The organism is Pantoea sp. BJFS-204 (assembly GCF_049310725.1).
Lineage (GTDB): Bacteria > Pseudomonadota > Gammaproteobacteria > Enterobacterales > Enterobacteriaceae > Pantoea > Pantoea agglomerans.
Map to the genome: position 1 here is coordinate 367,438 of NZ_JBMOWE010000002.1, position 14,752 is coordinate 382,189.

12 protein-coding genes are annotated in these 14,752 nt (G+C 57.2%); 2 read left to right on the plus strand and 10 right to left on the minus strand.

Features of this window, described 5'->3' with window-relative positions; all coding sequences use genetic code 11:
* Nucleotides 1-3 precede the first annotated feature (3 nt).
* Genes ACO6VX_RS08440 through osmF form a run of 4 tightly spaced genes read right to left on the minus strand, consistent with a single transcriptional unit; the run spans nt 4 to nt 3,753 of the window.
* Complete coding sequence (locus tag ACO6VX_RS08440) at nt 4-735, minus strand: ABC transporter permease (RefSeq protein WP_010669716.1); 732 nt, start codon at nt 733-735, stop codon at nt 4-6.
* Entirely contained in the window at nt 723-1,670 is a 948-nt protein-coding gene (locus ACO6VX_RS08445) for an ABC transporter ATP-binding protein (RefSeq protein ID WP_010254263.1), read from the minus strand. The genes ACO6VX_RS08440 and ACO6VX_RS08445 overlap by 13 nt, the downstream gene beginning before the upstream one ends.
* Nucleotides 1,663-2,838: an ABC transporter permease gene (locus ACO6VX_RS08450; RefSeq protein ID WP_346462141.1), complete on the minus strand. Its 1,176-nt coding sequence runs from the start codon at nt 2,836-2,838 to the stop codon at nt 1,663-1,665. Before ACO6VX_RS08450 ends, ACO6VX_RS08445 begins: the two co-directional genes overlap by 8 nt.
* A 3-nt stretch (nt 2,839-2,841) precedes the next feature.
* On the minus strand, nt 2,842-3,753 hold the full coding sequence (gene osmF / locus ACO6VX_RS08455) for a glycine betaine ABC transporter substrate-binding protein OsmF (protein ID WP_033766761.1): 912 nt from the start codon (nt 3,751-3,753) through the stop codon (nt 2,842-2,844).
* 305 nt (nt 3,754-4,058) lie between these two features.
* Between osmF and ACO6VX_RS08460 the strand changes: the two genes are divergently transcribed.
* Nucleotides 4,059-5,534, plus strand: a complete 1,476-nt coding sequence (locus ACO6VX_RS08460) for an MFS transporter (RefSeq protein ID WP_307380541.1) — start codon at nt 4,059-4,061, stop codon at nt 5,532-5,534.
* Nucleotides 5,535-5,658: 124 nt separating this feature from the next.
* Here the strand turns inward: ACO6VX_RS08460 and idi are convergent, their stop codons facing one another.
* From idi to ACO6VX_RS08475, 3 genes are all read right to left on the minus strand, one after another.
* Nucleotides 5,659-6,201, minus strand: a complete 543-nt coding sequence (gene idi, locus ACO6VX_RS08465; RefSeq protein WP_050679469.1) for an isopentenyl-diphosphate Delta-isomerase — start codon at nt 6,199-6,201, stop codon at nt 5,659-5,661.
* 146 nt (nt 6,202-6,347) lie between these two features.
* Entirely contained in the window at nt 6,348-8,243 is a 1,896-nt protein-coding gene (locus ACO6VX_RS08470; protein WP_022625996.1) for a methyl-accepting chemotaxis protein, read from the minus strand.
* A gap of 191 nt (nt 8,244-8,434) precedes the next feature.
* Nucleotides 8,435-9,544: a suppressor of fused domain protein gene (locus ACO6VX_RS08475; RefSeq protein ID WP_033757065.1), complete on the minus strand. Its 1,110-nt coding sequence runs from the start codon at nt 9,542-9,544 to the stop codon at nt 8,435-8,437.
* 523 nt (nt 9,545-10,067) lie between these two features.
* Between ACO6VX_RS08475 and ACO6VX_RS08480 the strand changes: the two genes are divergently transcribed.
* Nucleotides 10,068-10,880, plus strand: coding sequence for a DUF4225 domain-containing protein (locus ACO6VX_RS08480; protein ID WP_122889071.1), 813 nt, complete (start codon nt 10,068-10,070; stop codon nt 10,878-10,880).
* On the opposite strand, the gene ACO6VX_RS08485 is transcribed toward ACO6VX_RS08480, so the two are convergent.
* From ACO6VX_RS08485 to bglX, 3 genes are all read right to left on the minus strand, one after another.
* Nucleotides 10,872-11,192 (minus strand): hypothetical protein, encoded by a 321-nt coding sequence (locus tag ACO6VX_RS08485; protein ID WP_031591701.1) that lies wholly within the window; start codon nt 11,190-11,192, stop codon nt 10,872-10,874. The two genes, ACO6VX_RS08480 and ACO6VX_RS08485, sit on opposite strands and share 9 nt — an antisense overlap.
* A 250-nt stretch (nt 11,193-11,442) precedes the next feature.
* Nucleotides 11,443-12,318 (minus strand): oxygenase MpaB family protein, encoded by an 876-nt coding sequence (locus ACO6VX_RS08490; protein WP_052270832.1) that lies wholly within the window; start codon nt 12,316-12,318, stop codon nt 11,443-11,445.
* 96 nt (nt 12,319-12,414) lie between these two features.
* A complete protein-coding gene (bglX, locus tag ACO6VX_RS08495) occupies nt 12,415-14,712 on the minus strand; it encodes a beta-glucosidase BglX (RefSeq protein ID WP_010669690.1) in 2,298 nt (765 codons plus the stop codon).
* Nucleotides 14,713-14,752 lie beyond the last annotated feature (40 nt).

A 14,752-nucleotide genomic window follows, 5' to 3' on the forward strand; every position in this document is an offset into this window, starting at 1 on the left:
CTCTCATCGTTCACTCACGCTAAGCCAGCGCTGCAGGCGTTCAAACAGGCGATCGCTGACTATCGCCAGCAGCGCCACCAGTAATGCCCCCTGAATGACATAGGCTGTATTAAAGCCGCTTAAGCCGATAATCACCGGCGATCCCAGACTTTTCGCGCCGACCGTCGAGGCGATGGCAGCAGTGCCGATGTTGATGATCACCGAGGTGCGTATCCCGGCGATGATGACCGGCGCAGCCAGCGCCAGCTCAATCTGCCACAGCCGTTGCCAGCTACTCATGCCGACCCCGATGGCGATCTCCCGGCTGCTGGCCGGTACGCTATCAATACCCGCCAGCGTCCCCTGTAAAATCGGCAGCAATCCATAGAGCAGCAGCGCCACGACTGCGGGCCAGGCGCCAAATCCCATCACCGGCACCGCAATTGCCAGCACCGCCACCGGCGGAATCGTCTGCCCTGCCGCCACAATCGTTTCCATCAGCGGCCGGAAGGCCCGCCCCGCCCGCCGTGTCACCAGCACACCACTGCCGATGCCAATCACAATCGCCAGCAGGCTGGCGGTGATCACCAGAAACAGATGCGCCAGCGTCAGCTGCCAGAAGCTCTCCTGCTGATAGAGTGGCCGCGCCAGTTCGGGAAACCAGCGGTGAAACAGCGGCCCACTGTAAGGCATCAGGGTCAGCAGCGCACCGTAGAACAGCACCAGCCACAGCAGCGGATCCCTTAGCCTGCGCATGTTAAATCCTCGCGCAGTTGCAGCAGATCGCCAAAGTGGAGCACGCCCAGCGGGCGCTGCTGATCGTCAATGACCGGCAGTTTATCGGTACGCCGGGCGATAAACTGCGACAGGGCATCGCGCAGCGTCAGTGCCGCAGCGATCGGTTCGCCCGGCAGCCACTCGCCGCGCCGCACGGCATTACCGACCTGCTCCAGCGACAGCAGCCGTACTCCCATTTCGCTGCGGCCAAAGAAGTCGCGCACAAAATCATTTTTCGGCTGGGTGAGCAGCTCCACCGGCCTGCCCTGCTGAACAATCTCGCCGTTATCCATCAGCACAATGCGGTCCGCCAGCGTCAGCGCTTCGTCGATGTCATGCGTCACCAGCACGATGGTGCGGCCCGACAGTTGATGAATGCGCAACATCTCCTGTTGCAGCACCCCGCGCGTCACCGGGTCGAGTGCACCAAACGGCTCATCCATCAGTAACACTTCCGGATCCGCCGCCAGCGCCCGCGCCACGCCGATGCGCTGCTGCTGCCCACCCGAGAGCTGATGCGGATAGCGGTCCAGCAGCTGCGCATCGAGATTCAGCAGCGCCAGCAGCGCCGTGATACGTTCATTGACCTGTGCCCGGGGCCAGCCCAGCAGCACTGGCACCGTGGCGATATTCTTCCGCACCGTCCAGTGCGGAAACAGACCAATCGACTGAATGGCGTAGCCCATGCGCCGCCGCAGCGTGCGGGCATCGAGCTGGCGAATCGACTCTCCGGCAAAGCGGATTTCACCACTGTCAAACTCCACCAGCCGGTTGATCATCTTCAGGGTGGTCGATTTGCCCGAACCGGAGGTGCCAAGCAGCACGCAAAATTCCCCTTTCGCCACCTGTAACGACAGATCTTTCACCGCCGCTTTACCGTTAAACGCGCGGGAAACGCCGTCAAACTCAATCATCTTTTCTCTCCAGCAGTGAGATCAGCAGGCGGAACAGCGCATCGATGACCACCGCCAGCGCAATCACTGGGATCACACCCAGCAACACCAAATCAAGCGCACTGCTTAGCAGTCCCTGGAAAATAATCGCGCCAAAGCCGCCCGCGCCAATCAGCGCCGCAACCACCGCCATGCCCAGCGTCTGCACCACCACTACCCGCAGGCCCGTCAGCCAGACCGGCAGCGCCAGCGGCACATCCACCGCAATAAACTGCTGCCAGCCACTCATGCCGACGCCACGTGCACTCTCCCGCACCTCGTGCGGCACCTGTTGCAGCCCCACCACCACGCTGCGCACCAGCGGCAGCAGGGCGTAAAGCACCAGCGCGATCAGCGCCGGAGCCATCCCAATGCCGCTGATGCCCCAGTCGCCGAGCCACGGAAACTGCTGAGCCAGTCCGGCCAGCGGCGCAATCAGCAGACCAAACAGCGCCACCGAGGGCACAGTCTGAATCACATTCAGCACACCGAACACCCCGCCCTGCCAGCCAGGCCGCCGGAACAACGTGACGCCCAGCGGCAGCGCAATCATCAGCGCAGGCACCACCGTGCCCGCCAGCAGGGTGAGATGACGGCTCAGCGCGGCATCAAACACCGCGTGGCGGTTGGCATACTCTTTCAGCAGGGAGAGATCGCTGAGCTGGCCACTGAACAGCAGCAGCAGCGGCAACAGCCAGACCTGCAGATTGAGCAGCAGCTGTGCCAGCCGATGGCGGGTCAGTTGCCGCACCTGATCGGTGATCAGCAGCAGGATCAGCGCGCCGCTGCACCACAATCCGCTGGCAAAGCTGGTGCGCGCCAGACGGCTGCCCTGCTGGCTGAGTAAAGTGGCCTGATGACCGCTGAGCCAGATGATCGCCGCCAGCATCAGTTCTGCCGCCAGCAGCGCCAGCATCAGCGTGATGCGGGTCGGATGCCGCCACAGCAGCAGCCACAGCGTCAACAGCGGCAGCAGCAACAGCCCGAAGCGGCTAATCTGCCAGCCCATCAGCGGTTCACCCGCCACCAGACGGTTCGGGGCGAAGTTCAGAAACGGCAATGCCACCAGCGCCAGAGTCAGCAGCGTCAGCAGCAGCAGTGCCACCGGCTGCTCAACCGGACGGCTTATCGCTTCCCGCGATATCTGCATCGGTTACAGCAGCTTTTTCTGCTGCAGCCATTCGGTCGCTACGCTGCTGGCATCCTGACCGTCGACCGCGATTCTGGCGTTGAGCTGTTGCAGTGTCTTCTCATCAAGCGCGCTGAACACCGGCTTCAGCCACTCTGCAATCTGTGGATAAGCTTTGAGTACCGATTCACGGATCACCGGCGTCGGTGCATAAATCGGCTGAACCCCTTTAGGATCGCTGAGCGTCTGCAGACCTAATGCCGCTACCGGACCGTCGGTGCCGTACGCCATCGCCGCGTTTACGCCGGAAGTCTGCTGTGCCGCTGCGCTGATGGTAACAGCGGTATCGCCGCCAGCCAGCGACAGCAGCTGGTCCTGCTTGAGGTCAAAGCCATAGGCTTTTTCAAAGGCGGGTAAGGCATCGCTGCGTTCAATAAATTCTGCTGAGGCCGCCAGTTTGAAGGTGCCGCCTTTTTTCAGCCAGGCGCTGAGGTCCGCCAGAGAGTTGAGCTGATTTTTTTCAGCCAGATCTTTTCGCACAGCGATGGTCCAGGTGTTATTGGCCGGAGCGGGTGTCAGCCAGACCAGATGGTTTTTCTCCGCATCCAGCTTCTTCACTTTCTCGTAGCCTTCGGCGGCATTTTTCCAGGCGCTGTCTTTCTCATCATTGAAGAAAAATGCACCGTTGCCGGTATATTCCGGATAGATATCAAGTTCGCCCGCCGTGATGGCACCGCGCACCACCTGCGTGGTGCCGAGCTGAATTTTATTGACGGTTTTTACCCCATGCTTTTCCAGCACCTGAAGAATCACATTGCCCAGCAGCGATCCTTCGGTATCAATTTTCGAGCCGACCCGCACCGGGTCCGCCGCCTGTGCTATCCCCATGCTGAGCAGCAAAGCGCTGACGCCCATCCAACCCCGAATTCTGACCATGGCTTTTTCCTTATCGCAGTGTGTTGTTTTTACGTTTTGTTCGTGCGTGATGATTCACAAGGCGTTGTGCGCCTGCGCGTTCAGGCTGCCCTCCTGCCACTCTGCGGGAGGCTGGCAAGGCGTGCAGCGGAAATTATCTGCCTTAAAAGCGTAGCCTGGCGCAGCGGCGATGTAGCTGACTTTATCGCAAATTGATAACGATTTGAGATTATAAATTCATCTCATATAACCGAAATGAATTTACGTCTGGGCGTCTAAACGGCTATCCTCGGAAATCTGTTTTATAATAAAAGACGTACAACATCATGTCCGACCTGACCTCTTCCGCCCATGTGGCAACAGCAGGGAGTTCGCCCGGTGGCGAAACACAGTGGATCCGCAGCGCAGCTGACGTCTCCCGATTAGTGAACAGTGGCGACAGCGCCCGTAATAATGCCCGCATTGTGGTGGCGATTGCGCTGGGGGGCGTCTTCCTTGACGCCTACGACCTGGGTGCGCTGGCCTTTGGCATCAAAGACATCACGCGCGAATTTAATCTCACCCCGACCGGCACCGGCATGGTCGCTTCGGCAATCACCTTCGGGGCCATTATCGGCGCACTGATCGGCGGCTATCTCACGGATAAAATTGGCCGTTATCGGGTGTTTATGGCCGATATGTTCTTTTTCGTGGTGGCGGCTATCGCCTGTGCGTTTGCCCCCAATGAGTACGTGCTGGCCGGCGCGCGTTTTGTGATGGGTCTGGGAGTCGGAATCGATCTGCCGGTGGCGATGGCGTTTCTGGCGGAGTTTTCCAGGCTGCGTGGCAAGGGGAATAAAGCGGCCAGCGTGGCGATGTGGTGCCCAACCTGGTATGCGGCAATCAGCATCTCTTATCTGCTGGTGCTCTTGCTCTATGCCGTGTTACCCGAAAGCCACACCGACTGGCTCTGGCGTCTAATCCTCGGTTTTGGTGCCGTTCCGGCGATTATCATCATCGCCATCCGTAGCCGTTACATGAGCGAATCCCCGGTTTGGGCGGCGAATCAGGGCGACCTGAAAGGTGCCGCGGCGATTTTACGCAGTGCGTGGAATATTAATGCCCAGGTGGCGCCCGACGCCGCGCTGACGCCTGCCACGCCGGTGCGCAAGGCGAGCTGGCGTAACTATGGTGCGCTGTTACAGGGTGTTTATCGCCGCCGTACCCTGCTGGCGACCATCACTTCCATTGCCTCATCTTTTGCTTATAACGCGGTGGCGTTTGGCTTGCCGGTGATCATCTCCAGCTTCTTTGCCCAGTCAATGCTTACCACCATTCTGGTGTCGCTGGCGCTGAATCTGCTGTTCGCCTTTGTCGGCGGGATACTGGCGGTGCGGCTGGTGCCGCGCCTCGGGGCGTGGAAGATGTCGGTGGCGGGTTATGCCTGTCAGTGCGTGGCGCTGCTCGGGCTGGCGCTGATTGGTCGTCCGGAAGGCGGTCAGGAAGCCGCGCTGGCGATCGGCATGCTGGCGCTGTTCCTGTTTGGACAGGGATTCGGGCCTGGCTCCCATACCATGACTTTTGCGTCGCTGAGCTATCCGACGTCGCTGCGCGGCGTGGGTGTCGGCTTTAACCAGACGCTGATGCGCGGCAGCTCTACCGTTTCGCTGTTTCTGTTTCCGGTGCTGGTCGCGGCGCTGGGCACCGGCGTGTTCTGGGTGATCTTCCTGGCACCACTGGCGGGCCTGCTGGCGCTGCTGGCGATCCGCTGGGAACCGTCGGGTTATGATGTGGATGCGGAAGATTTCGAGCTGCAGCGATAATCAATGGTCAGGACGTGGATAGCGCGCAGGCTCAGGGAGCAAACGGGCTCATAACCCTGGCGCATTGTTTACCCCGGCCCGACTTCTCCGGCCAGCATTGAAACCGCACCTTAGTGCGGTTTTTTTATGCAGTGACTTCCGGGAAAGGAAACTGCTCCAGATAGTCCGGGATGCGCGGGAAGGTGTGCAAAAACCACGGTGTGAACTGCTGTGGCTGCTGCTGCATCTGCTGCTCAATCAGCGCCATCGGGCGATAATCCCAGGCATCCGCTTCCTGCGGATTCAGCTGCGGCAGGCTGTCGCAGACGGCAAAGAAGACGTGACCATACTCATGTTCAGTCAGGCCATTGCTCAGTTTCAGGTTGTAGCTCAGCTCAAACACCGGCGTCAGCGTCACCACCATCCCCATCTCTTCACGCAGGCGGCGCTCGGCGGCGTCGCGGGTTGATTCATGGGGATAAGGATGACCACAGCAGGTATTACTCCACAAGCCACCACAATGATATTTATCGCTGGCACGCCGTTGTAGCAACAGCTCCTGCCGGGAATTGAAGACGTAGACCGTCACCGCGCGGTGCAGTAATCCTTTTTCATGCACTTCCAGCTTTTCCATCTTGCCGGTGGGACGATCGAGGTGGTCAACGAGGATAACTTCAATAGCAGACATGGCGTTTCCTTGAGATTATTCCCAACTATTCTGGCACAGAATTATCGGTTTGGGCGGATCATCGAGGATTTTTTACCCGGGTCAGGCGGAGATAAGCGGATGAAGCAGAGAGAAAATCAGGCCAGCAAGGCTGGCCTGGAGAGGGATTACAGTCGGAAGCTCTGAACCACCCGCTCAAGCTGGGTGCTCTGCGATTCCATCGCCTGCGCGGCAGCAGAAACCTGCTCCACCAGCACGGCGTTCTGCTGTGTGGTGCCATCCAGCTGGGTAATCGCAACGTTAACCTGTTCGATGCCCAGGCTCTGTTCGCGGCTGGCTGACATGATTTCACTCATCAGCGTTGTCACACTGCTCACGCCCTTCATCAGCTCATCCATGGTCTGACCCGCCTGCTCGACCAGCGCGCTGCCGGTATCGATGTTCGCCACCGACTCTTCGATTAACTTTTTAATCTCACGCGCCGAGTTGGCTGAACGCTGTGCCAGGTTGCGCACTTCTGATGCCACCACCGCAAAACCGCGACCCTGTTCACCGGCCCGTGCGGCTTCTACTGCGGCGTTCAGCGCCAGGATATTGGTCTGGAATGCGATGCTGTCGATCACGCTGATGATATCGACCACTTTACGGGATGAGTGATGAATCTCGCCCATGGTGGTCACCACCTGACGGACCACTTCGGTGCCACGTGCGGCCACCTGCGAGGCATCGCCCGCCAGCTGGTTAGCGTGGGTGGCGTTGTCGGCGTTCTGACGCACGGTGCCGGTCAGTTGCTCCATCGACGCGGCCGTTTCTACAATCGAGCTGGCCTGATCTTCGGTACGGGAGGAGAGATTGGCGTTGCCGCTGGCAATTTCCCGCGACGCGGCGGTGATCGCCAGCGCGCTATCGCCCACCTGCTGGAGCAGCCCCTGCAGATAGCTGATGAACTGGTTAAAGCTCTGCGCGACGGCGTTGAATTCCGGGCTGTTGCTGGCTGGCAGACGCTGAGTTAAATCGGCACCACCGGTCGACAGCGCTTCAATGTTGCTGTTCAGCACGTTAAGACGTTTCATCATGGCGCGGACAAAGCCCAGCGACACCAGCAGCAGGATCACCGCCAGGGGGATCTGCACCAGACCCAGGCGGGTCAGCATGTTGTGAGACTGCGCTTTCAGCAGGCTGGTTGGCAGGCTGCTGGCGAGATACCACGGGCTGCCAGGAATGGCCTGCACGAACAGCGTCTGCTCGCCTTCACTGCTGTCATAGGTGGTTTCCAGCGGCTGATTGCCAACACCGTTAAGCAGCGTTTTCAGCGGTGCTGCCATCGGCATCTGCACGTCAGCCAGGTTCTCCAGCTTCGGTGCGGCATTCACCAGTGCGCCATTGCCCACGACTTTACCGTCGGCTTCAACGATCAGGACGTTGCCCTGAATGGTTTCACCCATCTGCTTCGCCAGCTGGTTAAAGAACCCCAGCGTCACATCAATGGTGGCGACACCCCAGGCCGTGCCGTTTTTGTAGATAGCCATAGCACAGTTGGTGCGCGGCTGCGGGCTGGCGGCATCCTGATAGGCTTTTGCCCAGGCACACTGGCCTTTCGGAGCGGCCATGCCATCTTTGTACCAGGGTTGCTCCCAGTATTTGTCAGCCGCGTCGGAGTTCCAGTAGGTGTTCACCTGCAGTTCATTGCTGGCATTACGGGCAAAGAAGCTGCTGTCCTTCTCTTTGGCCGGGTCACGACGATTTGGCAGTGGCCAGATCCCGCCCCCAAACACATTGCTGTCCTGATACTGGTTAACCAGCGTCGGTAACAGAGTGTCGATGGTGGCGCTGTCCATGACAGATGCGGCTTCGGTAATGGCGCGCTGCTGAGCCTGAACGCGGTTCATCTGTTCAACGATACCGGAAGCCAGCGAATCCACCTGATAGCGAACCAGACGGCTTTCGCTATCGACCAGCTGTGGCGCGACAAACTGATTAATAACCCAGACTGTAACGAGTAAAAGCGCAACAAAGAACGCGATCATTGTTGCGGTAAAGCGGGATTGTGTTGTTTTAAACATCTTCGTTCCCCTGAACCTGGTGCGGCGCGATTGCCTGATCGGGTTTAACGGCGCGGCAAGCGGGAACTTGAGATGAGCAGGATCACATATTTGAGAAATGTTTGATTTTTGTAAAAATTTAATTTCACTTGGAAACTATCACATCCCCGGCGGGTGCCGGGGAATGGGCGAACAGGCGCATTATTGCTGGCCTACTCTTCTGAACTGACGACCTGCTGGCGCGGACGGAAGATATGATTATTGCCATCCGCCGTTAACAATTCCCGTAACTTCTGACCGCCATGTTCATCCGCCTGCGCGAACTGCCGCTCCGCTTCAGTAATCGGCGTAGTCCAGAGCAGAGTCGGGCGATCGCCGTCGCGTTTTGGCAGCGAGAACTGCGCCTGATCGGTTGCCAGCTCATTGGCGAGCAGGAAGCTTTCAAAGCCGACGGGGGCCACTTCCGACGCCAGCGTATGGCCCTCGCCCAGCCAGGTCAGCCGCGCCCACGGCAGATGCACGAACTCCGCCAGCGCGCTGGCCATCTGCACCGCGTTGCCTTCGGTCATGACTTCACCGTCAACCGCCATACCCAGTTCAATGCGGCGATACTGCGGCGCCAGTTCATCAAACAGATAATCGACCTGCGGCATCGGCCGGATGCTCATGCCGATGGTCAGGAAATACCAGATGCCCTGATGCCAGTGCTGGGAGATCGCCATCGGCGGCCAACTGCCCTGATCGATAGCGTAATACTTTACTGACTCGCCAAAGCGCGCCTGATAGCAGGCCATCAGATCGTTCTGCACCTTATCCCACTCGCTGCCGTCGTGCCATTCGCGCCAGAACTGACGCTGATGCTCCGCTCGGGCGTAGTAGTCATTGGTTGATGCCGACCCCAGCGGTGCCGTCAGCCGGTTCTTTTTGATGCAGCCTGCAGAGAAGCTCACCTGCTTCTCCTGATAGAGACTCCAGCCGGGGATCACCGCCAGCAGCTGGCCGTAGTACCACAGCGCCGCGCCATCATCGCTCGGCTCCCACAGCACCTGCAGACCGGCTGGATCCAGCGCGGGTTCCGCTTCCAGATTACGGCAATACTCGGCGCTGAGCAGCGGCGCTATGCCCTGCTCCATCGCCTCGCGATCTTCCTGCGCCGGTGCCGGCAGCAGGTTTCGTAGCCAGCAGCCGCGTACCGCATACTGGCTGCGGAACAGGTCGGTTGGCCAGATGTAAAAATAGGCAGTGCGCTCATCCTGTTCGACAATAGCGGTCAGGGTGCGCTGCTGATTGTGGACTTCAGCAATCAGGGATTTGTACGTCATAGTGCCTCGACAAAGCCTGGAGGAATCCATTTTCCCCGAGAATAGAGCAGGATCCTGGCTGCGGCTATCTGAGACAAGGGTAATAGTCTCAAAGTGTGGGGGTTGGAGAAGATGGTGAGGGTTTTTGGTGAAGTGCTGCGCTTTGAAAATGTGGCCGTTGTTGGCCTTAAAGGCCGCTATGAGCGAATAGCGGAATTTCGGAATAAATACTCATATTGAGGATACTCAGGAGCAGTGGGCAAGGCATTCCAGAGTCGTATGTTTAATTCAGCACAACGGTGTTTATTAAATATCCTTTTTACCTTAACCATTAATTAAATTTCTGGCCGACTGTATAAATCTTTAACCCATTCATAGTCATTTGCTGCAGACGCAATTGATCAGCTTATTCTGGCGATCGCTTGAGTAGTCGCCTGCTACTTATTATTATGGCATCGCTGATTACCGATGGAGCGGCCTTTGGTTGTTTACAGCTGATAATCAGAGAGTATTATCGATGATGTAATGTATAGGGAGATAAAAAATGGACGCAGCATTGCTTGAAATAATGCGCTCAGGCGGGAGGAATAAAGCCTGGGCTGAAACAATGGTCAACCTTGAAGCCAGGAAACTTATCGATACAGCTAACAGGTTGTCAGCTTTCTATCTCAGGGATGGGCTAACCCGGTTGCAGTTCGTCCAGGAAATAAAATCGGTTATTGACCGGCAGTTCGCCGCCGCCCGGCAGGCGAAATCTGATGAAGAATGCATGAAGTGCGTTAAGCACCTTAGGTCAGAGACAGAAAATCTTGAAGAGCAGGGACAATTGCTGCGTTCAAAGACAGCAGAACTCTACGCCAAAGTGGAGTTTGTGCGTGAAAACAACAAAATTGTGGGTTACATGATTTCCGCTGTTCGTGTTGTAATTTCAGGTTTTGCTGTTGTCGGCGGTGCTTTGATGATATCGACAATGACGCCACTCGGCGCACTGGCCGGTGCCGTTCTCGTTATGGACGGGCTTAATGGGCTGTCTAAAGAACTCATTCCGCGCCTCTCTGGCGAGAACACAGAAGGCATGTTTGCCGATGGTGCAATGCAAGCTGCTGAATTTATGGGTTTTAAGCCAGAGTCAGGACTGGCTTTTTATAATACGGTAACGCTTACTGCCGATATTTACAGCATTAGGGGGCTGGCGAGAAAGCCTGGCGCATGGCGGCTGTTCAGATGGATGCCCCGTGATTACTTCCGTAAAGTTGACACTATGAGCCGTCCGAAGCTGACCATGAAAATCGTTGGCTGGGGTGTTAAAGCTAAAGTGATATTTGATTTACTCAGCCTAAACGAGCAATCACGCTAACTCTTTATTCAACCGGCAGTAACGCCATGACTTCCAGGCCAGCATTGGCGGTTGAATAAACGTCACTATGACTACCCCGATTAGCAGAGACAGGCCTCCGCCTAAAATATATGTTTTAGTGGAGAAACACAGAAGAAATATAAAGACTAACGTGCAGCCAGAAATAATCCATAACAGCACTCTGAATCTGTTTTTTAAATCCGCTACGGCTTCCCCCAGAGTACCGCCATAGCTTTCAAGGTTATTTTTAATTTTTTTCAAATCAGCATCAGTAAAACCCGACTTTAGCAAATCTGCCTCACTAACTTTCATGGTGCTTCACCTTTCATCCATAAAATGTGCATTCATTCTACCGCAATTATATACGCGTATGTCTCTCATGCGGCAACTTCCGTCGCTGGCACAAAACGGATGTTAGTATCTGCCCCAATCAGCCTGTTGTAACTAACCCCCAATAAGTTAACGTCTGCACAAAAGCACCTGCCAAGGCCCCGATATCTAACACTGCGGTTGAGTAATCCTTTATGCGCTAAAGCAATCCACCCTTTTACCAGTGAACCCCTCACCCCACATCCCTGCCCATCCGCACCATTGCCCGATACCAGGCTCCGCGCTGAATCGACCACCTTAACCCCACCGCAATCGCATTAATCTTCCGGTCAATGATCGCCTGCTGAAAGCGGCCGATCTCAGTACCGGACATTGCCTGCGCCCAGGCTGGCATCAGCCCGAACCCTGACTTCAGCATGATTTTCATCACCGGTTTTGCCTGCCAGCTGGGTGCGGGGGCATTCATCAGCAATCGCGTCACTTCGGCAGTGCGATGATCAAAGCGCAGCTCTGAACGCATCTGTTGCAGGTAATCCGCGACGTCGACAACGCTTTTCGGTACCTGCTCCGCCCCCAGCGCTTCGGCAATCTGCGCCGCTTCCTGATAGTACTGATCCTGCCCGGCGCGGCTGAGGTTTGGATTTTTGTAGCGCAGATGGGCGGCCAGAAAACGGCTGGTCTCCGCCACATGCACCCAGGTCAGCAGATGCGGATCGCTGGCGGCATAGGGTTTACCTTCGCTGTCGACGCCGCTGACTTTCAGGTGAATGCGTTTCACCCGGTCGATCAGCGTCTGTGCATCCTGCGAATTACCGTAGGTGGTCACCGCGATAAACTGACTGGTACGGCGCAGCCGGCCCATCATATCTTCACGGAAATTGGAGTGATCCCAGACGCCCGCCAGCGCCGCCGGATGCAGCATCTGCAACAGCAGCGCGCTGATCCCACCGCACATCATGGAGGTGAAGTCACCGTGGACGCGCCAGATCACGCTGTCCGGGCCAAACAGGCCGGGATCGCCAGGCGGTTGAGAGAGGTCAAATTCATTCATCGACAGGCCATTAAGGCGGAATACCTGCTGCTGAATGCGGTCACGCAGATTAATCATGATGGCTCTGATAGTGGATATGACGCGGCGCGCCGTAGCAGGACGCTAACGACGCGCCGCATCACCTTCCCCTGACGTCAGGGGAAAGGCTGACGGTTATAAATAGTTGAACTGCCCATCCTCGGTACGAACGGAATCGAGTCCAATCATGACGTTGAATTTGCCGGGCTCTGCAACATGCTGCATCTGCTGGTTCCAGAACTTCAGCGCATCCACGTCGATTTTAAAGGTCACGGTTTGCGACTCGCCCGCTTTTAGCATGATGCGCTTAAAGCCACGCAGCTCCTGCACCGGACGGCTGATGGAAGCGACCGGATCGTTGAGGTACATCTGCACCACCGTCGCGCCATCGCGTTTACCGCTGTTGGTCACGGTCACGCTGGCTTCAATGCTGCCGTTACGCGGCATGGTCGGTGAGGACATTTTTACCGGCGACACGGTGAAAGTTGTGTAGCTCAGGCCGTAACCAAACGGATAGAGCGGGCCATTAGCCGCGTCGTAGTAGTGCGACGTGTATTTGTTCGGCTTAGCAAAGTTGTAAGGACGGCCAGTGGGCAGATGGTTGTAGTAGATCGGAATCTGACCCACTGAACGCGGGAAGGAAACCGGCAATTTGCCCGACGGGTTGTAATCGCCGAACAGCACATCGGCGATGGCGTTGCCGCCTTCGGTGCCGCTGAACCAGGTTTCCAGCATCGCATCGGCCATCCGATCTTCATTCACCACTGACAGCGGGCGTCCGTTCATCAGCACAATCACCAGCGGCTTACCGGTGGCTTTCAGTGCTGCTAACAGCTTCTGCTGGCTCGGCGGGATCACCAGGTCGCTGCGGCTGGAGGCTTCGTGCGCCATACCCTGCGCTTCGCCCACGGCGGCAACCACCACATCGGCCTGCTTCGCTTTGGCGACCGCGTCATCAATCAACTGCTGCGGTGAACGCGTATCCACGGAAACCGCCTGCTCATAGAGGTTCAGGAAGTCCTGAATCCCTTTGTTGTCGGTGACGTTAGCGCCCTTCTCATAGAGCAGCGTAGCCTTGCCTTCGGTGGCATTGCGCATGCCCTGCAGCAGCGAAACGGATTGCTTCGCCACGCCAGCGGCGGACCAGCTGCCCATAATGTCGCGCTGGCTGTCTGCCAGCGGACCAATCAGGGCAATGGTGCCCGATTTTTTCAGCGGCAGCGTTTCCAGGCGGTTTTTCAGCAACACGATGCTCTTACGCGCGACGTCGCGCGCTTCAGCCCGGTGCAGACGGCTTTCCGCATTGGTGTCCTGCGGATCGCTCTCTTTCGGACCTAAATGGCTGTAGGGATCGTTAAACAGGCCCATGTCATATTTGACGTTGAGCACATGGCGCGCCGCATCGTCAATCTCCGCCATGGTGACGTCGCCGCTCTTCACCAGCGCGGGCAGATACTTGCTGTAATATTCGTCGCTCATGCTCATATCGACGCCCGACTTCAGGGCGATGCGCACCGCTTCCTGCGGATCGCTAGCGACGCCATGCTTGATCAGCTCTTTGATTGCGCCATGGTCGCTGATGGTGATGCCTTTGAACTTCCACTTATCGCGCAGCAGATCTTTCAGCAACCAGCTGTCCGCCGTGGCGGGTACGCCATTGATCGAGTTCAGCGCCACCATCACGCCGCCGCTGCCCGCATCCAGTGAGGCTTTATAAGGCGGCAGATAGTCCTGGAACATGCGCTGCGGACTCATGTCCACGGTGTTGTAATCGCGTCCGCCTTCAACTGCGCCATAGAGTGCGAAGTGCTTCACGCTGGTCATCACGCTGTAGCGATCGGCAGCACTTTTGCCCTGCATCGACTGCACCATGCTGCGACCCATTTCGCTGGTGAGATACGTATCCTCACCAAAGCCTTCGGAGCCACGGCCCCAGCGCGGTTCACGGCTGACATCCACCATCGGCGCCCAGGTCATGTTCAGACCATCGTCGGCCGCTTCATAGGCAGAGACGCGCCCCACCTCTTTCACCGCATCCAGATCCCAGCTCGACGCCAGGGCCAAAGGAATCGGGAAAATGGTGCGCTGACCATGAATAACGTCGTAGGCGAAAAACAGCGGGATCTTCAGGCGGCTGAGCTGCATCGCCTGATCCTGCATCGCGCGGATATCCTGACGGGTTACGGTATTAAAAATCGCGCCAACCTGACTCTTCTGAATCATGTCGCGAATCACTTCTTTCGGATTATCAGGTCCGACGCTGATTAAACGCAGCTGGCCGATCTTCTCGTCCAGCGTCATTTTTTTAAGCAGTTGGTTGACGAAGGCATCCCGCGCCTGTTCGGTCATCGGGTGGTTACCTGGCACTGTCTCAGCCAATGCCGGTTGCATCGCGAGGGAGACAGCGAGACTAACAGAGTAAATCCATTTCATCAGGTTGGGTTCTCTTAAGTAACTGCGCAATATCGAATTA

Coding starts and splice junctions, on each gene's coding strand:
- ACO6VX_RS08480 (WP_122889071.1), top strand. CDS start 10,068: ATGGACGCAGCATTGCTTGAAATAATGCGCTCAGGCGGGAGGAATAAA.
- ACO6VX_RS08440 (WP_010669716.1), bottom strand. CDS start 735: ATGCGCAGGCTAAGGGATCCGCTGCTGTGGCTGGTGCTGTTCTACGGT.
- ACO6VX_RS08485 (WP_031591701.1), bottom strand. CDS start 11,192: ATGAAAGTTAGTGAGGCAGATTTGCTAAAGTCGGGTTTTACTGATGCT.
- idi (WP_050679469.1), bottom strand. CDS start 6,201: ATGTCTGCTATTGAAGTTATCCTCGTTGACCACCTCGATCGTCCCACC.
- ACO6VX_RS08470 (WP_022625996.1), bottom strand. CDS start 8,243: ATGTTTAAAACAACACAATCCCGCTTTACCGCAACAATGATCGCGTTC.
- ACO6VX_RS08450 (WP_346462141.1), bottom strand. CDS start 2,838: ATGCAGATATCGCGGGAAGCGATAAGCCGTCCGGTTGAGCAGCCGGTG.
- ACO6VX_RS08490 (WP_052270832.1), bottom strand. CDS start 12,318: ATGATTAATCTGCGTGACCGCATTCAGCAGCAGGTATTCCGCCTTAAT.
- ACO6VX_RS08445 (WP_010254263.1), bottom strand. CDS start 1,670: ATGATTGAGTTTGACGGCGTTTCCCGCGCGTTTAACGGTAAAGCGGCG.
- osmF (WP_033766761.1), bottom strand. CDS start 3,753: ATGGTCAGAATTCGGGGTTGGATGGGCGTCAGCGCTTTGCTGCTCAGC.
- ACO6VX_RS08475 (WP_033757065.1), bottom strand. CDS start 9,544: ATGACGTACAAATCCCTGATTGCTGAAGTCCACAATCAGCAGCGCACC.
- ACO6VX_RS08460 (WP_307380541.1), top strand. CDS start 4,059: ATGTCCGACCTGACCTCTTCCGCCCATGTGGCAACAGCAGGGAGTTCG.
- bglX (WP_010669690.1), bottom strand. CDS start 14,712: ATGAAATGGATTTACTCTGTTAGTCTCGCTGTCTCCCTCGCGATGCAA.